The following is a 23,511-nucleotide window of genomic DNA, read 5'->3' on the forward strand; positions in this document are numbered from 1 at the left end:
ATTAGTATATGACATCAATATCAGGTGCAATGGCCTTAAGTCTCTCTACTTGCTTTAAGGATGTTTTTTTATTTAGGAATATTTTTCGCAGGGAGCCAAAAATCTGTTTATTACTAAAAATATCTAAATCGTTTAAACCGTCCAGACCACTGATGTGTATTTTTTCTACATTTTTCAAGCTATTGTTTGCTACCCATATATAGAATAATTTAACTATCATATCTTCATTTATATGTAGAGATACAAACTTATCAAATATAAAATACCGATAGTTCTCGATTAACTCGTACATTTTTGGTAAAGGAATTGGGCAGTCAAGGTAGTTTCTTGAGGTAAGAATGTTGCCTATGATTGTTAATTTACCTATTGTATTTTCCTTCCATATATACTTGATAGAAATCTCCTCAAGTTGATTGGTTTCTTTACAAGTTTTACCATACCCAAAAGTTACATATTCTTTACTAGTGTTCGAATAATTGAAACCTGACTGCTTATCCTCATATCGAAGCTCAAACATGAATGGTTCATAGGTTTGGGTCTTCCACATGATCTGATTTTCTGTTTCGCCATTTTCAATGGTATAGATCTCTCTATCGCAGATACCTTCATCAAAGGTATATGACATACCTTGATATAACTTATCTTGATAAAGTTGCGGTATTGTTCCACAACCATACTCGTCTTCATCTTCATTACAAAACCCTGAAGAGTCTATTTGAATAGGTGAAGATAGCCCTATCTGACACGGTGAGACATACGGTTTACTAATCTCTCCGTTTTTGACCTCATAAGCTTCAAGTTGATGGTCAGGTTTATCAAAGAAGATAATGCCTGTGTATAGCTTATCGCGCTGATACCATTTACCCTTCTGATACCATTTACCGTTACTTTTATTTAACAATGTTGATTTCAATCGTTGCATATTACTCATGTTAATCTTCTCTGAAAGAGGAGTCATTAATCGTGCTAGTAGAAGCGGTAATGTTAGAATAATTCACTTTAAGATATATATATGCCGAACCAATTAGGTGCTTTCGCCAGTTCGGTACCCTAGTGAGGACTTGAATCTTTGACTGTAGGCTAATGATATCGAGGTTTTGAATTACTGAGATAGCCACAGTGTACTTTATGGTGTACTTACCATACATACTCTATCTATCTATGATCGGTGCGCTATACAGGCATCGAGCTGCTAGTATTCGAGAATACTTTAATCACTATAAAATTAAAGGAACTATCACACCATGATCGTTAAATACACAAAGTTGGATGATAATAATAGCTCTTTAACGCTGGGAAAGAACTATATCGTTATTTCTATTAGTATAAGACCAGATGAAAAACAACCTTTAATTACTATCCGAAGAAATGATGATGGAACACCTTGTGTTTTCAGCTTAGCGCTCTTTGATGTGACTGACTCTCAAATACCTCAAAACTGGGAGTGGTATGAATTGAATAGTGGTTTTAAGGGCTATTATCGATTACAACCAATCGAGTTCCATGGAAATTTTTGGCATGACTATCATGATGGTCATGAGAAAGCTGATGAGCTATTTGAAAAAGTCTATAGCCTATTAAATGATCGAGCTATAATAAATGGGTATCAAGTATAAATTTTTACAAATAAATTATTTTCTCTCAAAAGGTATATCCCAGCGGAACCAATTGTCTTACCCTTCAAACCTATTAACAGACCACTTAAAACAGACGACTTAAAACAGACCACTTAAAACAGACTACTTAAAACAGACTACTTAAAACAGACCACTTAAAACAGACTACTTAAAACAGACTACTTAAAACAGACTGCTATAATGGAACTACTTATAACAGACTATTTATTTAGCCTTGTAGACGCTTATAATCCTCTTTATGGACTCGGGCACTGTGCGCTTGAGGTCATTACCTTGCCGTCACCCAATCTATAAGCCAATAGATAATTACCCCACACGCAGCCACCGTCGAGTGCGCGCGCATGTAGCAAATCAATCTCTCCTTTTAGCGCAGCCCAATGTCCAAATAGTATCTTACGAGTGCGCGGTACTTGCCACTCAAACCAAGGCAAAAAATCGGTTGGCATAGCTTCATCTAAGCCTGCTGAAAAGCTAAACTCAAGCGACCCATCCTGCTTACACAAGCGCATACGCGTAAAGTAATTAGCAATCGCCCGCATCTTAGTAAATCCTTCAATACCTGCATGCCAGTCATCCGCTTCTTTGCTATATAGATTCGGCAGCAATTGGTCGAGCTGCACCAAATTACTTTGCAGCTGAGCTTCTAATTGCTGTGCATATCCTGCGGCAGTTTCAATACTCCAATGCGGTGGAATACCCGCATGTACCAGCACCGTGTGCTCATCAGGATACGCCAATATCGGCTGCCTGCGTAACCATTCGAGTAATTCATCACAATCATCCGCAGCAAAGATAGATGCGGTTTTGTCTTTATTTTTAAGCTTGGCTGCCCCGCGCCAGACTGCTATCAAATTAAGATCATGATTGCCCAATACCGTTGCCGCTGCGCCCTGCTCACACAACGCTTTGACATGACGCAGCGTGTTCAATGAATCTTCACCGCGTGCTACCAAATCACCAGCAAACCATAATTTGTCTTGGGCAGGATCGAAATCCAGTGTTTTTAGCAATTGTAGATACGCAGCATAGCAACCTTGTAAGTCACCGATAACATACTGATGGCGAAAACTCATAATACCTCAACGATTTAAACCCGATAGTTAAAGACAGCTCGATAAGAAATAAATATCTAAGCACTAATCATAAAAATAAAGCATAAAAAACCGCCATTATAATTGACGGTTAGTAGCATGCTATTATTCATTGAAAATACATTATACGTCTAGCTGTTGTGAATGATTGCTTAGGTTCACAAAATCTGTGACGCTTAATGTCTCAGGTCGTGCCTGCGGATCGATACCACAAGCCGCAAAATCGTCTTCGCTCAATGTCGGCAGCAACGTTGATTTTTTAAAGATAGCCCGTAGCGTCTTGCGACGATGGTTAAAAGTCTCACGCACGACAATAGCAAAATGCTCTTCATCATTTGCGACTACTGGTTTGTTGATATGCGGCGTCAGGCGGAACACGGCACTAGTCACCTTTGGTGGTGGATTAAACGCACCGCGAGGAACGGTCAGCAAATAATCTGTATCACAATGGTACTGCATGATGACCGATAAACGGCCATAGGTCTTGCTACCCACATCGGCTGTAATACGCTCAACCACTTCTTTTTGCAACATAAAATGCATGTCTTGAATCACATCGGCATAGCTAAGCAGATGAAATAAGATAGGCGTTGAGATGTTATACGGCAGGTTACCCACTACGCGCAGCTTACCGCGCTCTTCACTATATAGCTCACGGTAGTCCACATGCATCGCGTTGTCTTTGATAATCTCAAAGTTTGGATGGCTATTGGCACCGATACGAATACGCAAGCTATCTGCCAAATCGCGATCCAGCTCCACGACTGTCATTGCATCTACTTCTGCCAATAACGGCTCGGTCAATGCGCCCATACCAGGCCCAATCTCGATCAAATTGTCATCGCGCTCTAGACGAATACTTTCGACGATTTCGCGAATGACGCTAGTATCATGCAAGAAGTTTTGGCCAAAGCGCTTACGCGGCTGATGTTTGGCAGCACGTAAGCTGTTAGAAATAGTTTGAGCATCAAATGAAGTTTTGGACATAAAAGAGTCTTAATGTATAAAAGATAAATGGGCGATGATAATGTAATGGCAGCGATACGCTGACTTTATAATGATAAATTATACCACAGCTCATAATTAGGCTGTGTTTTTGAATAATTATTATCGATAGACGAGCTATGCTTTCGAGTAACCGACCCAGTAATTTTTTACCTCTACATCCATTTAATATAAACTCTGATTATGCTAAATGGCAGCGTCAAAACAAGCGCTAGTAGACAGAAACCAGTCCAAAGATGGAGTCATCATAACGATTGCGGCGTAAAACTAAATCGATAATTAATTGATTTTTAAAGATTTTTATACTTAATAAAGCCCGACTGCATGACACAATTGGTTATGTTTCACCTTTTGAGTTTGAAAAGCGGTATTATGATAATTTAACCCTGTCAGGTATTGCTGCCTGACTCCAGTAAACCAGTCTTTGATATAGTCGGGGCGGTTCAGCCCTACGCAATCGTCAGCCCGCCAGATAAATACCCTTAGGGAATTCACATATGATCCTGAAACTTAACGTCACACTTCATTATCGACTCTCAGAGCCAATGGATCTTTTACTTCAGATCGAAGCCGCCGATCTTGCGGATCAGCGAGTGCGTTCGACCGAGATTTGGACATCAGACGTTGCGCATTTTTCACGGGTTACCGCCGATGATGGCATAGGAGAGCGGATTTGGATTCACGCCGAAGGGGATTTTAGCTGCACTTACCTCGCAGAAATCGCCGTTGACCGTCCTGCCTTAGACATATCGGCACTGTCCCAAACGCCCCTGCATCTTTTGCCCGGAGAGACGATCAGGCATTTAATGCCGTCTCACTATTGCCCTTCAGAACAGTTCCATGCCTTCGTGGACGCCGAGTTTGGCAATCTCGCTGGCGGCGCACGGATTGCCGCGATGCGCGACTGGATCGAGTCGGCATTTAGCTATGTACCCGGATCGAGCCATGCACAAACCACCGCGCTCGACAGCTTTGCTCAACGTCAGGGCGTATGCCGCGACTTTGCGCATGTTCTCGTAACACTAGCGCGCGCGTCGTCGATACCAGCTAGGTTTGTGAGCGTATATGCGCCCGACGTGACACCACAAGACTTTCATGCCGTGGCCGAGGTCTATCTTGAAGGGAGCTGGCACCTCATTGATCCGACCGGTATGGCAAGTGCAGACACGATGGCTCGCATTGGTGTTGGGTCCGACGCATCCAGCGTCGCGTTTTTAACTTCGTTCGGATCCATGGAGCTGGTCAATCAATCGGTATCCGTAACCAGACAACCTTAGAGTCCTGATCCTAGGCTTTCGAGCCTGCGTTTAAGACCATAACCGCCGCCATAATATGAAGGAGGTGGCAGCGGTTTTGGTCCATCGGCTTCTCGCTCTTCCATTCTTCACCGTGCAGATGAAAGTTTTCGTTCAACGGATCAAGGTCATGGTAGGAGAACATCTCAGGCTGTGTTTTTCAGATATTTTATCTACAAACTATCTCAAATGTAGCGCAACCAACATAGCAGCTCTTTGCTCTCGTATCATTTAACATGAAAGTCTTTCTAGGGAAGCAACAGTGGCTCCCTAGTGAGGACTTAGGTCTTTGACTGTAGGCTAATGGTGGTTATGGTTCGAGTGCTCTGGATAGTCGTCGTACTCTTTATAAGCGATAACATAAAATCGGGGATTATCCTGCTTTATTTTAAGAAGATTATTCACTGATGGCACAGTGAGTTAATCACCATTTCATAATACCTCGTGTCACCTTGATACTGCCAACAAGCGTTGAACCTTCATAATCTTTAGTTAATCGTAGCAATGTGCTTTGAAAACCCAAATTGGGAAAGGCTGCTTCGACCTTTTTAATAACAGCTTTACTCATGCCCTTACGAATATGGCCTTTTGATATGTCAACCCAGTCTGCTTTTCGACAAGCCTCAATAACTGCCTCATTTTTACCAGAATAAGGGGTGATTTTGTGATGCCAGTGAATTGCATTACGAAGTAGTTGAGGATCAAATCCCCAGTCATATTTTTCATTATCTGCAAGTGCAACTGCTTCAGAGGGTTCCAAATAAGCCAGTTTATGATCTGTCCATAATCCTATGTCATGATAGGCAAATATTGTTTCAATTAAAGCCTCATACTCAGGTTCATTGTCCAAAAAATGCATGGCATAAGTAATGGCACGATAAACATGGTTACGATAGCCTGGGAAGTCCTTATCAATCAGATGCTTATAACGTGCAAGGATTTCTTCCACTCGAGATCGTACTAGTTTGATTTCAATATCAGACATAGCTTACACTCCTATTTTTATCAAGAAACCTTAATCTAGCAAGCCTATTTCAAAAGTTAAATACTTTTTTAAGCGATATAGATGATTATATGTATCAATAGAACCACTTACATTACGTTTAATTATTCATAAGTAGGTATTACTCACACTAAAACCATCAAGTACGATGTGAACAATACCTATTAGGCGATGAGTCATAACAGAGGTATATCAATGGGTAAGCGACTTATCCGCCATCTCATTAGCCATATTTAGTGCTTGGTATAAGCTAGTCGCACTCGCACCGCCGTTTCCTGCCAAGTCTAGTGCCGTACCATGATCGACAGAAGTACGAATATAAGGCAAGCCTAAGGTTAGATTAACCGTATCACCAAAACCGTGCGATTTTAATACTGGCAATCCTTGATCGTGATACATGGCAATGACCGCATCACAGTTTGCTAAATGTCTGGTAGTAAACAACGTATCCGCTGGCATTGCCTCTGAAATATTGACGCCCATATTGATAAACTCGTTGAGTACTGGATTGATAATTTCAATTTCTTCCATACCCAAATGGCCGCCCTCGCCTGCATGTGGATTGAGGCCGCAAACCAAGATACGAGGCTGCGCGAGACCAAACTTTTCTCTCATGTCATCGATGACGATTTGTACCGTTTGGCGTACATTGTCCGCAGTAATCGCAGCAGGGATGTCCTTCAATGGCAAATGTGTAGTGACAAGCGCTACTTTCATCGCTTGATTGGCAAGCATCATGACGACTTTCTCACAGCCGCTTTGCTGCATAAAAAACTCAGTATGACCACTAAACATGGTGCCATCTAGCAGCTTGATACCAGCATCTATCAACGCTGATTTTTGCAATGGTCCGGTGACGATGGCAGCGACTGTATTATTTATTGCCAGTTTATGAGCAATATCTAACTGCTGAGCCACCATCGCTGAGTTAGCGATATTGATTTGCCCGCAGACAACGGGTGCGGCACAAGGAATATTCAGTAGGATAAAAGCTCTATCAGCTTCTATACTCTGCTGTGATATTTGCGCTACCAAGTTAACATCGAAGTTATCGGCATTTATATCTGTATTGATAGTATGCCAACTAGGTGTACTTTTGAGCACGCCAGCTGCAATCAATTCCTCCGCGCGAGTTTGCATGGCTTTAGCATCAGCAGTCACCCAAATTGGTCGAGCAAAGTCTTGTAACTTACCCTCTGCTGCTAGTCCTAGTGCTACGTCCATGCCAATACCTGCAGGCTCACCTGTAGTGATTAATAGCGGGCGCTTTTCTTCTGTCATAACAATAGCCTTTTTATTTAAATTACTGATTTTATTATATTTATAATTATTATTCTAAGTTTTTATACTTAGATAACTTATGGTATTTCTTAGTTCATGAAAAACAATCACTTCAGATTTAGTTCTTTATCAAGTCTAAAAAACCACATTATGTGTTAAACTTTCGCATCTGATTGTAGCATTTACAGACAAACCTGAGACCGCGTTTTGGTACTTCTATCGTAGAGGCGCGCTACGTTTGTATTGCTCTATCATTGACATCTTTTTTCATACCCATTTTAACTCATTAGGCACTCATGGCAGAAAACGACAAAACCGACGACTTACTCAATCAGACACCGCCACACAATATCGATATTGAAAAGGCATTGCTCGCGTCTTTGATGAGTATCGAAGAGGCGTACGACAAGATTGCCGATATTGTCACCAAAGATGACTTTTATGCTGGGCGACATCAATACATTTTTGATGCCATTGCCCATTTGGCGGCAGTGAATGAGCCTTATGATACGGTCATGGTACACGACTGGTTAGAAGCGCAAAAGCTACTTAAAGGTGCAGGTGGTGACAGTTATTTGGCTGATATTTTGAGCCAAAGTCCTGCGACCTTGTTTAACCTGACAGCCTATGCCCAGCGTGTGCGTGAGCTCTCAACGCTGCGTCAACTAATTACCACTGGTAATGACATGCTGACACTGGCCTATAATCCAAAAGACCAAAGCGTTAGTGATATTTTGGACAATGTCGAGGGCAAGATATTTAGTATCAATGAGCAGCATAACAAACGCGCGGAACAGCGCGGCCCTGTCGGTATTACTTCGGTCTTAACCAATGTTATCGATAAGATTCAAGAGCTAAAATCCAACCCTGACGGCATGATTGGTTTGCAGACACCATTTGCTGAATTGAATAACAAAACCCAAGGTCTACAAGCGGGTGATCTGATTATTGTCGCTGCACGTCCTTCGATGGGTAAAACCACTTTTGCGATGAATTTGGCAGAAGGGATTTTGTTTAATGAAGATTTGCCCGTCGTGGTGTTTTCAATGGAGATGCCTGCCGAATCTATCGTAATGCGTCTGCTGTCCTCATGGGGCGCAATTAACCAGACGCATCTGCGTTCTGGGCAAATGAATGAAGATGAATGGGCAAAGATGATGAACGCCATTCAACACTTGCAATCGAAGCATTTATATATTGATGACAGTACCGCCCTACCGCCCTCTGAGATGCGCTCTCGCTGTCGCCGTATCGCCAAAAACCATGACGGTCGCCTGGGTGCTATCGTGGTCGATTATCTTCAGCTGATGAAAGTGCCAAGTCTAGATGGTAACCGTGTTGGCGAGATTTCTGAGATTTCTCGTAGTCTGAAGGCACTAGCACGTGAGCTTGAATGTCCAGTGATTGCGTTATCACAGCTTAACCGTAGTCTAGAAAACCGTCCAAATAAACGCCCTATTATGTCGGATCTACGTGAGTCTGGTGCGATTGAGCAGGATGCCGATTTGATTATGTTCATCTATCGTGATGAGGTTTATAATGAAAACTCGGACCATAAAGGCGTGGCGGAAATCATTATTGGCAAACAGCGTAACGGCCCTATCGGTACTATTCGTCTAGGCTTTGAAGGTCAATTTACTCGCTTTATTAACCTAACGCCAGAGTATTACCAAGGCGTGAGTTTCGAGAATGATGAGTAACCAACCTTATAAATTTAAGCCTGATCAATACTAAGCCTCAAAATTAGGTCTAATTATAGGTCAATAAATAATTTTACATAACCAGTTTTAATACAATAGCCAGTACCGCATCAACTCAATCGATGCAGTACTGGCTTTATCACTTCATAATTCTACTCATATAGAAGGCGATTATGCGCACAATTACTATAAAATCAAAAGCCCTTACTCATAACCTAAATCAAGTCAAACAACGAGCACCCCAATCTAAAGTGTTGGCTATGGTTAAATCCAATGCTTACGGGCATGGCGTGGCGGCAGTCTTGCCAGCCCTGCAGCAAGCAGATGGTATTGGGGTCGCGACTTTAACCGAAGCATTAGAAGCCAGACAGCTAGGTTGGGAGAAAACCATCGGCCTAGTAGAAGGTGCGTTTACCGCTGATGAGTGGCAGCAAGCGATTGATCATGAGATTAGCTGCGTGATTCACCACGGACCACAGCTAGAGTGGGCACTACAAAATGTCCCGCCAGCTGGTAGTGCAACTAGAGTGGCTTGGCTCAAATACAATACGGGTATGAACCGTTTAGGTTTTAACGCTGAGGGTGTGCTATCAGCAGCTAAGCGTTTGCATAAAGCAGGTTATCAGCTGATCCTAGCCACGCATTTTGCCAATGCTGACGACCACGATCACCCATTAAATGCGATGCAGATTGAACGTTTCTCAAGCGTACTAACGACTTTGAAAGATACCATTAGCCCAGATATCCAAGGCTCATTATGCAACTCTGCTGGTATCGTCAACTTCCCAGAACATCATTATGATTGGGTACGTCCAGGTATTATTTTATACGGTAGCTCGCCTGTCGTCGATCAGAGCGCACAAGAATTAGACTTGCAGCCCGCGATGGAATTTAGTGCTCAAATCATTGCTCTACAAACCGTTAGCGCAAATGATGCGATCGGCTATGGTAGCCGCTGGCGTGCCAAACAAGATACCAGAACTGCTTTGGTCAGCGTTGGATATGGCGATGGCTACCCACGTGTGGTCACGGATGATGCATATGTCACTGTCATGGATGCTAACGACAGCCAAAGCTACTGCTGCCCAGTGATTGGGCGCGTAGCTATGGATATGATTGTTATTGATATCAGTAGCGCACCTGAGAGTCTTGCTATAGATAGCAAGGTCATGCTCTGGGGCGATGCGCCTCGTGTCGACGAAGTTGCAGGTCATGCTGGGACGATTAGCTATGAGTTATTATGTCGCCTAAGCATACGTCCAAACCGTACACAGGCATAATCATTAGCGGCATAGTCATTAGCGTACAAGATATCGTGGCTTGCTAATGTGATTTCGGTCTATTTAGCAAGCCATTTGATCTTGATAAAAATGAACGTTTACATTGAAAGTAAATACGCTATACTAAAAGTTTGTTGTCAACCCAGTATACGCACTGACGCGATGCTATTGAAGACTGATGACGTTTCACTGACTGCGATCGACTGCTAGGATTACTATGAGTTTGCGCCATTTTTTAACCTTATCTGATTTAACCAAACAAGAACTAGAAAACTTAATCAAACGCGCAAGCGAATTGCGTAAGATGCAACACGCAGGCGAGATATACCAGCCTTTTGTTGGTCGTACGCTTGGCATGATATTTGAAAAATCTTCAACGCGTACTCGTATCTCATTTGAGACGGGCATGGGTCAATTTGGTGGTAACGCCATATTTTTATCACCAAACGATACGCAGCTCGGCCGCGGCGAGCCACTAGAAGACTCAGCACGCGTGATTTCTAGCATGGTTGATATCATCATGATTCGCACCTTTGGGCACGAAAAAGTTGAAACCTTTGCTGAATATTCCAGTGTACCGATTATCAATGCCTTAACCGATGACTATCATCCATGCCAGCTGCTCGCTGATATGCAGACCTATTATGAGCATCGCGGTAGTATTGAAAATAAAATCGTCACGTGGGTCGGTGATGGCAACAATATGTGCTCGTCATTTATGCAAGCTGCCAATCAGTTTGGTTTTGAACTACGTGTCGCAGCGCCTTATGGGTTTGAGCCTGATCCGAAACTTATGGAACGCTTCTCACATTGCGTCAGTCTGGTAGAAAACGTACAAGATGCGGCAAAAGATTCTAACTTAATTGTCACCGATGTGTGGGCAAGTATGGGTCAAGAATCAGAGCAAAACACGCGTGCACGTCGTTTTGCGCCTTATCAAGTGACGCCATCTCTACTAGACAAAGCTGATCCTGAAGTGGTGTTTATGCACTGCTTGCCAGCCCATCGCGGCGAGGAAATCTCTCATGATATGCTTAATGACCCACGCTCTGTGGTATGGGACGAAGCTGAAAACCGCTTACATGCACAAAAAGCATTGATGGAGTTTTTACTTAAAGACAAAATCAAGTTACCTGCATAACTTAGGCTATTCTATAAAAAGACAGTGGGATAAATAGTAAGGTAACTTGCTAACACACTCCTAAATAAGTTCCCAAATAAAAAAGCCATCCAGATCTGGATGGCTTTTTTGTTTATAAAAATGATTTGATCATAGATTAACGCGTGAGCGTTGTCACACCATTAGCACCTGCTTTTAGCAGAACGTCTGCTTGGTTTGCTGCAAAGATACCATTACAGACCACACCTACGATATTATTTAGCTCTTTTTCAAGCGCGATTGGATTACTCACATCCAAATCATAAGTATCTAGAATGACATTACCATAATCAGTGACAAAGTCTTCACGATATACTGGTTCACCGCCCAATTTAGCCAATTGGCGAGCCACATACGAGCGTGCTTGTGGTAATACTTCAATCGGTACTGGAAACGCGCGACCTAATATATCAACGCTTTTACTATCATCGACCATACAGACGAACTTGTTTGAAGCTGCTGCCACAATCTTTTCGCGAGTCAATGCACCGCCGCCGCCTTTGATAAGTTGCAAGTGCTCGTTAACTTCATCAGCACCATCGATATAAACATCTAACGTGCCAGCAAAGTTCAAATCGACTATTTCGATACCAAGCGCACGAAGTTTGTCTTCTGTCACCTGTGAGCTAGCGACAGCGCCAGCAAGCTTCAATTGTGGCAACAACTCAATCAAACAGTTGACCGTACTACCTGTCCCTACCCCAAGTATCATATCGTCTTCGATATAGCTTAGAGCAGCTTTGGCCGCGGCTTGCTTTTGTGCTTGCTGATCACTCATCATAAATCCTTGGAAAATAAACGTATGGTCTTAAAAAAAGTAAAAGGCTAAAACAGATAAAATGCGCGGCTATTATAACCGATGATATTAATGGATGTTAGCGCATCATGACGCTAATTTGTGAGTCCTATCGTGCCTAGCTAAGACTTAACTTCGGCAAATACTTGCACTTCATGTCAATTCAAGCACGAAATCCTAAGAAAATTGCAATTGAGTCTTGCAAGATACTAAAAATCGGCATAGGCTAATCTATTTCGTTTTTATATTCATCTACACTTTTTATATTCACTCTGTTTAGGGATTACTATGCTGTCACACTGGGTACGAGCCATCTTACAAGCCACCGTCTATGACGTTGCTATTCAAACACCACTTGAAACGGCGCCCAAGCTGACCCAACGTTTTGCCAATGACATTCGATTTAAGCGTGAAGACTTACAACCGGTCAAATCATTTAAATTGCGCGGTGCCTATAACCGTATCAGTCAATTGAGCGACGAGCAAAAAGCGCGCGGCGTGATTTGCGCTTCAGCAGGTAATCATGCACAAGGCGTGGCGTACTCTGCACGCAAATTATCATTAAACAATATCATCGTCATGCCAACCACGACTCCTGACATCAAAGTGGATGCGGTAAGAGCACTTGGTGGCAATGTAGATCTGCATGGTGATAGTTTTGATCAAGCGAACCGCTATGCGATCGATCGTGCTGAACGCGAAGGACTTACCTTTATACCACCTTATGACGATGAGCTAGTCATCGCAGGACAAGGTACCATCGGTCTTGAGCTGACCCAGCAGTGGCGCAACATGGACTACGTATTCGTTGCCGTTGGTGGTGGTGGCCTAATCTCTGGTGTGGCCGCATTCTTAGGCGAAGTGGCACCGCATGTAAAAGTAATTGCGGTAGAAGCCGAGCAATCAGCTTGTCTAAAAGCAGCGCTTGAAACAGGTGAACGTGTCAAGCTCGAGCAGGTAGGATTGTTCGTTGATGGCGTGGCAGTCGCGCAGATTGGTGAATTACCTTTTGACGTCGTCCGTACACAAAAGAGCGATAACTCAGGTCCTATCGTTGAGCCTGAAGTGATCACTTGTACCAATGATGAAGTGTGTGCGGCTGTTAAAGACATCTTTGAAGAAAACCGCAGTATCGTTGAGCCTGCTGGCGCGTTGTCAGTCGCTGGTATGAAAAAATATATCGAAGCCAACAATATCCAAGACAAAAACTGCGTCGGTATCATTTGCGGTGCCAATATGAATTTTGACCGCTTGCGTTATATCGCTGAGCGTACCGAAATTGGTGAGAAAAAAGAAGCCATCTTTGGGGTTACTATCCCCGAGCAAACAGGCGCTTTTTTGAACTTCTGTCGCAGTCTACACGGTCGTAATATTACTGAGTTTAACTACCGTGCCGATAGCAAAAAGTCACCAGACTCAATGGAGCCTGCCTCAATCTTCGTAGGTATCGCTTTAAAAGAAGGCGAAAAAGAGCGTCAAACCATCAGTAACCAATTGTCAAACGATGGCTATACCGCTCATGACCTGACTGATGATGATATCGCCAAATCGCATATCCGTCATTTGATTGGTGGTCATGCTCATGTCGAAAACGAGCAATTGCTACAAGTGGTATTCCCAGAACGTCCAGGCGCATTGCTAACGTTCTTAGAGAAATTGGGTGATGACTTCAATATTACCCTATTCCATTACCGCAACCATGGTGCTGCTGAAGGTCGTGTACTGGTTGGCCTACAAGCCTCTGAAGGCAACTCTCGTCAGCTACAAGACGCGCTTTTAGATATTGGTTATGACTGTGCCACGGTCAATGACAACATTGGCTATCAGTTATTTTTGAGATAGTAAAAATAGATATCATATTTCTTACCTAATGGCAGTTTTTAAGTCGATTAAAAGCTGCCATTTTCATATTAATAATAATTATGAGCTGGCAGATATGGCACAGTGATAAACAAAGTATTAGTGATATTGACCTGTCTGATTTTCGTGCTTATAGGTTATAGAGTCCTTCAACCTAAAAATACGATACATCAACCTACAACCAATGCAGCGGCAGATATCGTAACGCAACCTACTCTTACCTCTACTGACGTTGATAATATTGATGACATACCGCCGACATACGTTGATTTGGGTACCACTTCAATATCAGCGCCAACTGCAACTCCAGTCTTATCCACACAATCGGCCTCAAACTTTTCATGTGACGGCAGAACACATTGCTCACAAATGACATCCTGTGCAGAAGCCACTTATTTCACAAACTACTGTCATAATACCAAAATGGATGGTAACCACGATGGTGTGCCTTGTGAACAACAATGGTGCAACTAACCACAGTCATCAAATCTATTTGCAAATAACAAAGTTGCCCTAATATTGTTTATATAAAACTATGATTTAATACAAAAACGAATGCAGAGTGACTCTTATGAAGAAAAATGCTAATGCTGATGATAATAACCAAGGTTTAGTGAAAATCCGTCTCGATAAATGGCTATGGGCAGCTAGGTTTTATCGTACACGCACCCTAGCCAAGCAAGCGATCGAGAGTGGACGCGTGCACTATGCTGGTAGCCGGGTAAAAACCAGTAAAGAGATTTCAGTCGGAGATGAGCTAACCATTCGCCAAGGCTCAGCGACCGCGATGACCGAAAAGACGGTCGTTGTTGAGGCGCTATCTGCACAGCGTGGCAATGCGACAGCCGCTGAGGTACTATATTCAGAGACCAAAGAGAGCGAGACGCGCCGTGCTTACTATGCCGAACAGCGCAAACTGGCCAACCTTGCTCGTCCTGACAACAAGCCCAACAAAAAAGAGCGACGCGATCTACAGCGCTTTAAAAGTAATCAAGATTAAAAACGTTTCACTATCTCACCTTTTGGCCATGCATCATATGGCCAAATTTTCATTGTTAAATGACGCTATTGTTTAGTCTCTATCCTTGCCATTCCAAGCATTAAGCGTTACGCTAGCAGCTGATTCAATCGATTGCATGCTAATAAAAGCCGCATTAAAAATGCTGGTCTCTTATAGCATGTTTTTTTGTTATAGAAGGTCATATTATGCTGATGAAAGCCTGTACTCCCTCGTCTGTATTATTGGTATGTTTGGGAAATATCTGCCGCTCCCCTACTGCTGAAGAAGTTTTTCGTCAGCAAGCAGCGATTGCTGGACTATCTATAAAAGTAGACTCAGCAGGCACCAGTGATTGGCACGTTGGCAGTGCGCCTGATGCTCGCTCACAACGTCATGCTAAGTCACACGGCTATAAAATTAATAAGCTGGTCGCTCGTCAAGTCAGTGCCAATGACTTTCGTGATTTTGATTTAATCTTAGCCATGGATTCACAGAATCTAGCTGATCTACAAGCTATCAAAGACAGCATTGCAGAGTCAGAGGATAATTTGGCAACATTAGCACTATTCAGTGAAGAAGACCCTACCTATTGCGGTAGCGATGTGCCAGATCCATATAAGGGCGATAACGATGATTTTGAAGAAGTGATCGAGCGTATCGAATCAAGCGCCCAAGCTTGGATAGAAAGCTGGAAAGCCTGCTAGCCATACTGTCTATATTTCTGCTACTCTTGCATCCGGTATCCTCTATAATATAGTTAATCCTCTATAAAAGAGCTACAGCGTTAACCTCGCTTGAAGTATCACAGTTACATCTGCACTCAGTTGCCTTGTATCTCTTTTAAATTGAATCAACTATAGCTACCTTATCATTTATTATCATTTTGCCACATAGGCTATGTTATGACCCAAGCTTCACGCCTTGACCACAGTACTCAGTCTACCATCAGCTCTGATGTTTCGAATGTTTCATCGACTACCGTAGTCAATGATTCAATCGACTTGTCACATGACAATACTATGGCATTGGCCTGTGTTGCTGATTCTGTCGTGACGTTAGAGAATGAGGCGCAGCTTGATGATTTTATGGCAGCTTATATAGGAGATACAGCAGACAAATTGCCACTGTTTGTACTGTCTGGCGGTAGCAATGTTTTATTGCCTGCCGCGTTAAAAGCCATAGTATTGCAGCCAAAGATGCGTGGTATTCATCTGACCAATCAAACCGACGATTATGTTGATATCGAAGTAATGGCTGGCGAGAACTGGCATGATTTGGTCCTACATACGGTCGATCAAGGTTGGTATGGATTGGAAAACCTTGCTCTAATACCAGGTCTGACGGGCGCAGCACCCATACAAAATATAGGTGCATATGGTGTACAATTAGAAGACCGCTTACAGTATGTACGTGCCTATCATTTACCGACACAAACTTGGCATCATTTATCAGCTGCTGATTGCCAATTTGGCTATCGTGACAGTATCTTTAAGCGCACACCAAACACATGGCTTATTAGCCGTGTAGGTTTCAGATTACATACTGATCCTGCCAATATTCTAGCCAGTTATGGCGATGTACAGACTATGGCGCAGCGCTATGCGGAGCAACAAGGACGCGAGCAAGCAACTCCTGCTGACGTTATGCAAGCTATTATAGATATTAGACAACAAAAGCTGCCAGACCCAAAACAGCTACCTAACTGTGGCAGTTTTTTTCAAAATCCTATTATCGCTCAGGATCGGTTCACAGCGCTGCAAGCAACTTATCCAGCTATCGTTGGTTACGCGATGCCTGATGCAATGGTAAAGGTTGCTGCAGGTTGGCTCATTGAACAAGCAGGATTAAAAGGCGACGGCATTGCACCTATTTTTACGCATAAACAGCAAGCACTAGTACTAACCAACCATACGCCTCAGCAAGCCACGCAAGAGGATGTAGCCGTAGCACAGAAATATATCGCTGCTACTGTCTATGAAAAGTTTGCCATTCAATTGTCACGTGAGCCAGTCTGGGTAAATGCTGATGGCTCAATTGGATATGCTGAGCATGTGGCCTAAAAAATCATGGTCTAAGCGGCTATTATCTAAACGATTATGGCGATATTACTTGCGGTTTTCTGAACGCATGGTGACACTATTCCGCATTATCAATATTACTTTTATACTAGGCTCAACGTCTGTCATTTTAGTGATTATTAGCCTATTTACCCCGCTGTTTTCGCAAGCAATCGTTTATATCTTTTCTCTATTACCGCTACCTGATATGCCTGCTGCTGCCATGAGCTCGCCGCCTACCGCCTATGTAGTCCTAGGCGGCGGTCTGACCAACGACCACAACAACCAAATTATCTTGAATCGCTATAGTCTCAATCGTGCCCGTACCGCTGCAGGTGCTTACCATGACTTACCCCTACCGATTGTACTGAGTGGTGCTGAAGCTCCATGGCTCGGTCAATGGTTGATGGAACACGGTATCGACGGACTGATAAGTGAAAATGCCAGCATGAATACATGTGAAAACGCCCGTTTTACAGCCAAACGCATTCCGCTACGCCATGTATATCTGATTACTGATAGCTATCATATGGCACGTGCACGCAGACAGTTTGCCTTAAATGGTATCAATAGCACACCACTTCCTGCGCCATTGCCAGTGAGACGCGACTGGATGAAGCCTGCCCACAACTTAAGTCACTCAAGGCGCGCTGTCTATGAAGTCGCAGCCTACTTGCGTGATTTGATACGCCCCCAGATGGACTGCCGCCATGCCAATGATGTAACCTCACAGCAGCTATTGACCCCAAGAGGCAATGCCGCAAAAAACTCTGACGAATAAACGTTAAAGATGTATACGATACTATTAAGAGACTCACTGTAAATGCTACCGATCATCCACTACATTTGTGATGGGTGTATAATAATAAAAGACACTGCTATTTAAGAGATTTGCCATGCTCAGTATATTTTTATTAATACCATTAAGTCTCATGCTGTTTGTGGTTGCTATTTGGGCAGTGCGTTATGCGGTCAAGTCAAATCAATTCGAAGATCTGGATAATGCATCACAGCGTATTATATTAGATGACCGTCAAGAACGCCGCCAAACCATGCAGGCTCACGAACGCGCAGCGCCTGCCCAGCAAAAAGATAAAACAGCGGCAACTGATGGAAATAACGATAATTCTGAGATAGATAAAAACTCAGAAATCTAATCTTATCTACCTTATATATGCGTAATTTATTGGTGCCGTTTTATTAAATAATTCAGCACTAGTAAGTTCGCCCTTTACGATTCTTAGGAGACGCATTCATGACCATCGCTTTACTTGTGACGGCATTACTAATGGGATTCTTTGGTTCACCGCATTGCTTAGGTATGTGTGGCGGTCTTGTGACCGCGTTTGGTCTGTCTATGAAAGATGTCAGCCCCGCCAAACGCCGTGCTTTGGTGGCTACTTACCATCTTGGGCGTTTAACGAGTTACGCATTATTGGGTTTAATCGCAGGGCTTATCGGTATTACTGTATTAAAGCCATTGATGATGGGTAATAGTACACCGCGTATTCTATTAGGATTGGTACTGGTATTCGTCGGTGTAACGATGCTTGGTGCACCGTTTTTGACTAAGCTCGAACGTTTTGGTATGCGCTTTTGGCAGTATCTTAGTCCATTGCGTCAAAAGGTATTTCCACTCAATACTTTTCCGCGTGCACTAACAGCAGGCTTGCTTTGGGGCTTTCTGCCTTGTGGCTTGGTATACGGCGCTCTACTGATTGCGGTCGTTGCTCATAATCCATTAAGCGGTGCTGCGTTGATGTTTGTCTTTGGTCTAGGGACCATACCGATGTTGGTTGCGACGCATGAAACAGTCGGTTGGTTACGTGATAAGATCGGACGTTTTCGCTTAAGGCAGTTGAATGGTGCAGTTATGGTAATATCAGGTTTGGCAGTAGCGGTCGTGCCGATGGTCATGGCAAATATGCATAGCGGCCATGGTGAGATGAACCATGGTAGCCACGCTGCGATGATGTCTGATATGGACTCTCACGACATGAGCCAAATGAATCATGATATGGATATGACAACAGACATGGGTCACAACATGCAGGATATGGACAACCATATGGATCATAGTATGCATGACATGAGCGATGAATCAATGGACATGAGTCACAATGAGCATACTGAAATGATGGAACACGCTCAATAAAGTCATCTAAACAGATACTATTAACACTTAGCATATAAAAAAGCCCTCAATACCATTTGCGATATTGAGGGCTTTTGCTTGTTAAATAGTGCTCAGTTTATAGCAATTATTCCTGCCACTGCTCAAGCGTGAACTTGGTTTCTAAATGCTTCTCTAATGCCGGTATATTAAAGGCATCATCCTCACTCACAAAGCTGATACTAATACCTGTCTGGCCTGCACGGCCCGTACGACCAATGCGATGTACATAATCATCTGGCTGATCAGGCAAAGTAAAATTGACCACATGGCTGATATCATCGACATGGATACCGCGCCCTGCTACATCTGTCGCCACCAAAATAGACGCGTGACCATCTTTAAAGCGCTGTAAATACTTCTCACGTTTTTGCTGAATGACATCACCTGAGAGCATCACAATATTATGCGCTTGACGCAGTTTGTGATACAGACGCTTTACTTGGTCTTTACGATTGGCAAAGACGATGACCTTCTCTACTGCTTCATCACTGATAATACGCTGCAAGGCGTCTAGCTTTTGATCTTCTGTCAGCAAATAAAAATGCTGATCTACTAACTCGCTGGTCTTGTGTTCAGGCTCAATTTCAACAAACTGAGGCTCATGTAACCAGCGGTAAGCTAAATTCATCACATCTTGGTTAAAGGTAGCAGAAAACAGCAAGCTTTGACGATCAGTATTGGCCGGCATTCGACCAACTAGGCGTTTGATATCAGGAATGAATCCCATATCTAGCATACGATCGGCTTCATCAAGTACCAATACCTCTACTCTATCTAGATATACCATGCCTTTGTTAGCAAGATCAATTAGACGACCAGGCGTCGCTACCAAGATATCAACATATTGACGTTCAAGCTCATGCTGCTGAGTTTCATAGTTAGTACCACCCATAATACAGACGCTATGTAGCGAGGTATATTTGGTTAATGCAATACAGTCATCAAATATTTGCTGAGCCAATTCGCGAGTTGGCGCCATGACCACAGCGCGCGGCTCACCAAGATAGCGCTCTTCGTCATTGGTAAATGGACGCTTAAGTAAGGCTTCCATAATAGTCAGTAGAAAAGTCGCTGTTTTCCCTGTGCCCGTTTGTGCTTGTCCGATAGCATCTTGATGTGCCAATGTATGCGGTAGTATCTTTGCTTGAATGGGCGTCAATTCAGTAAAGCCTAGATCACTTACTGCACGCAGGGTCGCTGTTGAAAGTGGCAAATCAGTAAACGTTGTAAAATTGCTCAAAAAAATATCCTTTTAAATGAATTGCTTGTATTTTATTAATTATAAATAGGCTCACAATGAACCTTTATAGTGTCAAATGTAGCGTTTAAACCATAATCAGTAAAAGTAGCCTTATCGAGTCTGCGGAAAACCATCAGACATATAGGCATAAAAAAAGCCAAGCCCAAATCCAATCCTACCAAATATGCTGCAGTTCACTCAACATAGGTAAGATAAGATGGGCTTGACTCAGTAGTATATCAGTAGTTTGTACAGACATTATAACTAAACCGCTTTAATGTCTGAGTAAATTACTCTTCTATCTTTCTGACTTCTTCAGCTTGCAGACCTTTGTCACCTTCTACTACGCTGAACTCAACTTTTTCGCCATCTTTTAGAGAACGATAGCCATCACCCTGAATCGCGCGGAAATGGACAAAAATATCTTCTCCGCTGTCACGTTGAATGAAACCAAAGCCTTTTGAGTCATTAAACCACTTAACGATACCTTGCTCACGAGCTGACATAATATTACTTCCTAAAAAAGTCCGCTTAGCCCTAGCTTCCTTTGCGACATTGCATATAAACAGGGTCTAAGATTATGAAATCAAAAATTAAGAGTATTACTACTCTACTTACCATCATCTATATAGTGCTTTAATTACCTACATAGTGCTTCCATAACGAATTCGCTAAACGCCCTTATCGTCATGAAATTTGATGATAGCAACAAACTTGCAATATTTATTGCATAAAAAATATCATAGCACGGGTTTTTAGCAACATAAAGACTTTTAATATGCTTTTTGATATCTAAATAATTTTTTAGACAAATTTTTATAACCTAGCTAGCAAGCTGTTATGATAAAGAGCAAAATGCATTGAAGCCATTTTAGCTTAACGCCGCGCACCTTAGATTATTCGTATACTATAATAAATTATTAACATTGCTCAATAGTTACCGAGACCATTATGACCTCTTCTACTCCATCAAAAACAGCCGAACAATCGACTAACGAAAATTCAAATCAAATATTGACTCATAAATTACTACTGGTAAATGGCGTAAATCTAAATTTATTAGGCAAGCGAGAACCGCACATTTATGGTCATACGACACTTGCTGATATAGAAAAGCAACTAGTTGAGCACGCCGCTCGCCACGGTGTAGAGTTAATATGTATACAGTCCAACCATGAAGGTAAGCTAGTAGACGACATTCAACATCATGGATTATTGGCGGATAAATCTGCTCAAGTCGATGCTATCATCATCAATCCAGCTGCATTTACGCATACTTCAGTGGCTCTACGCGACGCGCTATTGGCTACCCAAAAGCCATTTATAGAAGTACATTTATCCAATGTTCATGCCCGTGAGCCTTTCCGTCATCATTCATATCTAAGTGACGTTGCGGTCGGAGTCATTTGCGGCTTGGGACAATTGGGTTATCAAATAGCGCTTGATTACTGGTTGAGCAATATGTATGCAGTTGACACAAACAAATGATATGACTGTGCTTACTTTTTTATAAATAATTGCTCGCGTCTTCACACATTAGTCAAACAGTAATCTTGCAATTAAAATAATAGAATTACGACTGAGCAAACAACCCATTATACGGTGACATGAATGGCAAAATCGTCCGGAAAACGCTTTATGAAACTCGCTGGCATGACAGCGAGTATTGCTGGCAAAGCCGCTAAAAACTCATTTAAGCATCTCTCAAGTGACGAAGAAAAACGTCTGCAAGCTCGCTCAGATCTGATGCAAGACGTGGGCGTTCAAATTGCCGAGACGTTAGGTGAGATGAAAGGCGCAGTGATGAAGGTCGGACAGATTGCTTCACAATATAAGGATGTGTTCCCGCCTGAGGTTGCGTCAGCACTCGAAAAGCTACAGAAAGATGCGCCGCCAATGCCATATGCGCAGATACGAGCCCAAGTTGAACGTGAATTGAAAGCGCCTATCTTAGAATTATTCAGCGAGTTTGAAGAGACACCTTTTGCCGCAGCATCCATTGGACAAGTGCACAAAGCGACTTTGCCATCGGGTCAAAAGGTGGTGGTCAAAGTCCAGTATCCTGATGTTGATGAAAACTGCGATAGCGATCTCAAACAAGTACGTATGGCATTAAAAATCGCTGGCGTGCTCAATATGAGTAAGCAACTACAAGAGCAGCTTTTTAATGAGATTCGCCAGAGTCTGCACGATGAATTGGACTATGTCAAAGAAGCTCATAACTTACGAGTATTCGGTGCTTTTCATGCAGAAGATGAAGGCCTTATTATTCCCAAAGTGATTAGCAGCCATTCTTCTAGACGGATTTTAACGCTGACCGAAGAAATGGGAGAGACATTGACTGTCGCTGCGACATGGGACAATGACATCAAACAAAAAATAGCAGAGCGTCTGTTTCACTTTACCGCAGGTCAGCTATTTGGCTTATACCGTATGCACTGTGACCCTCATCCAGGTAACTTCGCGTTCCGTCATGACGGTAGTGTCGTGGCATATGATTTTGGGGGTATCCGCAGTTATAGTGATAGCGAAGTGCAGCTATTTAAACGCTTTGTCAAACATGCACTAAAAGGTGACGTCACTGCACTTGAGCAAGATCTGATTGCCCTAGATATTCGCCGCGAAGATGATAAGAACATCCCTGGTGAGTTTTATGAAAAGTGGCTATCGATTGGTCTAAAACCTTTATCCATTAGCCCGTATCAAGAAGGCGACTTTGATTTTGGCAGTAGCCAAGTCCATCATGAGGCCATCGCCCAGATGCGTACGTCTTTGAAGTACTTTGGTCAGTTTCAACCCTCAGCCACCACTATGATGCTAGATCGTACTGTATCTGGGCAATACTGGAATCTGGTCAATCTAGGCGTCGAGATTGACCTGTCACCACTGGTTGATGACTATATCGATGCGTAGTAGGTATATTGACTGCCA

Annotated in this window: 24 protein-coding genes; 15 read left to right on the forward strand and 9 right to left on the reverse strand. The window is 42.9% G+C overall.

Going from position 1 to position 23,511, the window contains the following annotated elements; genetic code table 11:
- Position 1: 1 nt before the first annotated feature.
- Complete coding sequence (locus ABFV72_RS08080; protein WP_347163115.1) at positions 2-931, reverse strand: hypothetical protein; 930 nt, start codon at positions 929-931, stop codon at positions 2-4.
- Between the two features lie 313 nt (positions 932-1,244).
- Between ABFV72_RS08080 and ABFV72_RS08085 the strand changes: the two genes are divergently transcribed.
- Positions 1,245-1,616 carry a hypothetical protein gene (locus ABFV72_RS08085; protein ID WP_347163116.1) on the forward strand — a complete coding sequence of 124 codons (372 nt, stop codon included), beginning with the start codon at positions 1,245-1,247 and terminating at the stop codon, positions 1,614-1,616.
- A gap of 257 nt (positions 1,617-1,873) precedes the next feature.
- On the opposite strand, the gene ABFV72_RS08090 is transcribed toward ABFV72_RS08085, so the two are convergent.
- Together ABFV72_RS08090 and rsmA are read right to left on the reverse strand one after the other, a co-directional pair.
- A complete protein-coding gene (locus ABFV72_RS08090; protein ID WP_347163117.1) occupies positions 1,874-2,710 on the reverse strand; it encodes a symmetrical bis(5'-nucleosyl)-tetraphosphatase in 837 nt (278 codons plus the stop codon).
- 141 nt (positions 2,711-2,851) lie between these two features.
- Complete coding sequence (gene rsmA / locus ABFV72_RS08095; RefSeq protein WP_057760387.1) at positions 2,852-3,715, reverse strand: 16S rRNA (adenine(1518)-N(6)/adenine(1519)-N(6))-dimethyltransferase RsmA; 864 nt, start codon at positions 3,713-3,715, stop codon at positions 2,852-2,854.
- A 515-nt stretch (positions 3,716-4,230) separates the two neighbouring features.
- On the opposite strand from rsmA, the gene ABFV72_RS08100 reads away from it, so the two are divergent.
- Positions 4,231-5,010: a transglutaminase-like domain-containing protein gene (locus ABFV72_RS08100; RefSeq protein WP_347163118.1), complete on the forward strand. Its 780-nt coding sequence runs from the start codon at positions 4,231-4,233 to the stop codon at positions 5,008-5,010.
- A gap of 442 nt (positions 5,011-5,452) precedes the next feature.
- Here the strand turns inward: ABFV72_RS08100 and ABFV72_RS08105 are convergent, their stop codons facing one another.
- Together ABFV72_RS08105 and pdxA are read right to left on the reverse strand one after the other, a co-directional pair.
- Complete coding sequence (locus ABFV72_RS08105; RefSeq protein ID WP_347163119.1) at positions 5,453-6,013, reverse strand: hypothetical protein; 561 nt, start codon at positions 6,011-6,013, stop codon at positions 5,453-5,455.
- A 210-nt stretch (positions 6,014-6,223) separates the two neighbouring features.
- Positions 6,224-7,312 carry a 4-hydroxythreonine-4-phosphate dehydrogenase PdxA gene (gene pdxA / locus ABFV72_RS08110; protein ID WP_347163120.1) on the reverse strand — a complete coding sequence of 363 codons (1,089 nt, stop codon included), beginning with the start codon at positions 7,310-7,312 and terminating at the stop codon, positions 6,224-6,226.
- Between the two features lie 296 nt (positions 7,313-7,608).
- Here pdxA and dnaB point away from each other — a divergent pair, with 296 nt between their 5' ends.
- The 3 genes from dnaB (at position 7,609) to argF (ending at position 11,433) form a co-directional block, all read left to right on the forward strand.
- The gene (gene dnaB / locus ABFV72_RS08115) at positions 7,609-9,012 is read left to right on the forward strand and encodes a replicative DNA helicase (protein WP_057760393.1); all 1,404 of its coding nucleotides are present in this window, start codon (positions 7,609-7,611) and stop codon (positions 9,010-9,012) included.
- A 173-nt stretch (positions 9,013-9,185) separates the two neighbouring features.
- Positions 9,186-10,292, forward strand: a complete 1,107-nt coding sequence (alr, locus tag ABFV72_RS08120) for an alanine racemase (protein WP_347163121.1) — start codon at positions 9,186-9,188, stop codon at positions 10,290-10,292.
- Between the two features lie 217 nt (positions 10,293-10,509).
- Complete coding sequence (argF, locus tag ABFV72_RS08125; RefSeq protein ID WP_057760398.1) at positions 10,510-11,433, forward strand: ornithine carbamoyltransferase; 924 nt, start codon at positions 10,510-10,512, stop codon at positions 11,431-11,433.
- Positions 11,434-11,569: 136 nt separating this feature from the next.
- Here argF and rpiA read toward each other — a convergent pair whose 3' ends face one another.
- Positions 11,570-12,229: a ribose-5-phosphate isomerase RpiA gene (rpiA, locus tag ABFV72_RS08130; protein ID WP_057760400.1), complete on the reverse strand. Its 660-nt coding sequence runs from the start codon at positions 12,227-12,229 to the stop codon at positions 11,570-11,572.
- 306 nt (positions 12,230-12,535) lie between these two features.
- On the opposite strand from rpiA, the gene ilvA reads away from it, so the two are divergent.
- On the forward strand, positions 12,536-14,089 hold the full coding sequence (gene ilvA / locus ABFV72_RS08135) for a threonine ammonia-lyase, biosynthetic (RefSeq protein WP_347163122.1): 1,554 nt from the start codon (positions 12,536-12,538) through the stop codon (positions 14,087-14,089).
- Between the two features lie 188 nt (positions 14,090-14,277).
- On the opposite strand, the gene ABFV72_RS08140 is transcribed toward ilvA, so the two are convergent.
- Positions 14,278-14,427 (reverse strand): hypothetical protein, encoded by a 150-nt coding sequence (locus tag ABFV72_RS08140; protein WP_347163257.1) that lies wholly within the window; start codon positions 14,425-14,427, stop codon positions 14,278-14,280.
- Here ABFV72_RS08140 and ABFV72_RS08145 point away from each other — a divergent pair.
- The 7 genes from ABFV72_RS08145 to ABFV72_RS08175 all read left to right on the forward strand — a co-directional run bounded on the left by ABFV72_RS08145 (position 14,378) and on the right by ABFV72_RS08175 (position 19,319).
- The gene (locus tag ABFV72_RS08145) at positions 14,378-14,581 is read left to right on the forward strand and encodes an excalibur calcium-binding domain-containing protein (RefSeq protein WP_347163246.1); all 204 of its coding nucleotides are present in this window, start codon (positions 14,378-14,380) and stop codon (positions 14,579-14,581) included. The two genes, ABFV72_RS08140 and ABFV72_RS08145, sit on opposite strands and share 50 nt — an antisense overlap.
- Before the next feature lie 97 nt (positions 14,582-14,678).
- Positions 14,679-15,107: an RNA-binding S4 domain-containing protein gene (locus ABFV72_RS08150; protein ID WP_057760405.1), complete on the forward strand. Its 429-nt coding sequence runs from the start codon at positions 14,679-14,681 to the stop codon at positions 15,105-15,107.
- Between the two features lie 206 nt (positions 15,108-15,313).
- Complete coding sequence (locus tag ABFV72_RS08155; RefSeq protein ID WP_201549084.1) at positions 15,314-15,811, forward strand: low molecular weight protein-tyrosine-phosphatase; 498 nt, start codon at positions 15,314-15,316, stop codon at positions 15,809-15,811.
- A 315-nt stretch (positions 15,812-16,126) separates the two neighbouring features.
- Positions 16,127-17,167 (forward strand): UDP-N-acetylmuramate dehydrogenase, encoded by a 1,041-nt coding sequence (gene murB / locus ABFV72_RS08160; RefSeq protein WP_347163247.1) that lies wholly within the window; start codon positions 16,127-16,129, stop codon positions 17,165-17,167.
- Positions 17,168-17,216: 49 nt separating this feature from the next.
- Positions 17,217-17,945 (forward strand): YdcF family protein, encoded by a 729-nt coding sequence (locus ABFV72_RS08165; RefSeq protein WP_347163123.1) that lies wholly within the window; start codon positions 17,217-17,219, stop codon positions 17,943-17,945.
- A gap of 115 nt (positions 17,946-18,060) precedes the next feature.
- Positions 18,061-18,321, forward strand: a complete 261-nt coding sequence (gene ccoS / locus ABFV72_RS08170; protein WP_347163124.1) for a cbb3-type cytochrome oxidase assembly protein CcoS — start codon at positions 18,061-18,063, stop codon at positions 18,319-18,321.
- Positions 18,322-18,419: 98 nt separating this feature from the next.
- Entirely contained in the window at positions 18,420-19,319 is a 900-nt protein-coding gene (locus ABFV72_RS08175; RefSeq protein WP_347163125.1) for a sulfite exporter TauE/SafE family protein, read from the forward strand.
- Between the two features lie 106 nt (positions 19,320-19,425).
- Here ABFV72_RS08175 and ABFV72_RS08180 read toward each other — a convergent pair whose 3' ends face one another.
- Together ABFV72_RS08180 and ABFV72_RS08185 are read right to left on the reverse strand one after the other, a co-directional pair.
- Positions 19,426-20,580: a DEAD/DEAH box helicase gene (locus ABFV72_RS08180; RefSeq protein WP_102091784.1), complete on the reverse strand. Its 1,155-nt coding sequence runs from the start codon at positions 20,578-20,580 to the stop codon at positions 19,426-19,428.
- 290 nt (positions 20,581-20,870) lie between these two features.
- Positions 20,871-21,086, reverse strand: coding sequence for a cold-shock protein (locus ABFV72_RS08185; protein WP_057760416.1), 216 nt, complete (start codon positions 21,084-21,086; stop codon positions 20,871-20,873).
- A 445-nt stretch (positions 21,087-21,531) separates the two neighbouring features.
- Between ABFV72_RS08185 and aroQ the strand changes: the two genes are divergently transcribed.
- Both aroQ and ABFV72_RS08195 read left to right on the forward strand, forming a co-directional pair.
- Positions 21,532-22,068 (forward strand): type II 3-dehydroquinate dehydratase, encoded by a 537-nt coding sequence (aroQ, locus tag ABFV72_RS08190; RefSeq protein ID WP_347163126.1) that lies wholly within the window; start codon positions 21,532-21,534, stop codon positions 22,066-22,068.
- A gap of 123 nt (positions 22,069-22,191) precedes the next feature.
- Positions 22,192-23,493 carry an ABC1 kinase family protein gene (locus ABFV72_RS08195; RefSeq protein ID WP_347163127.1) on the forward strand — a complete coding sequence of 434 codons (1,302 nt, stop codon included), beginning with the start codon at positions 22,192-22,194 and terminating at the stop codon, positions 23,491-23,493.
- The last annotated feature ends 18 nt before the right edge of the window (positions 23,494-23,511 follow it).

Origin of the sequence: Psychrobacter proteolyticus (assembly GCF_039762275.1) — a bacterium.
Taxonomy (GTDB): Bacteria; Pseudomonadota; Gammaproteobacteria; order Pseudomonadales; family Moraxellaceae; genus Psychrobacter; species Psychrobacter proteolyticus_C.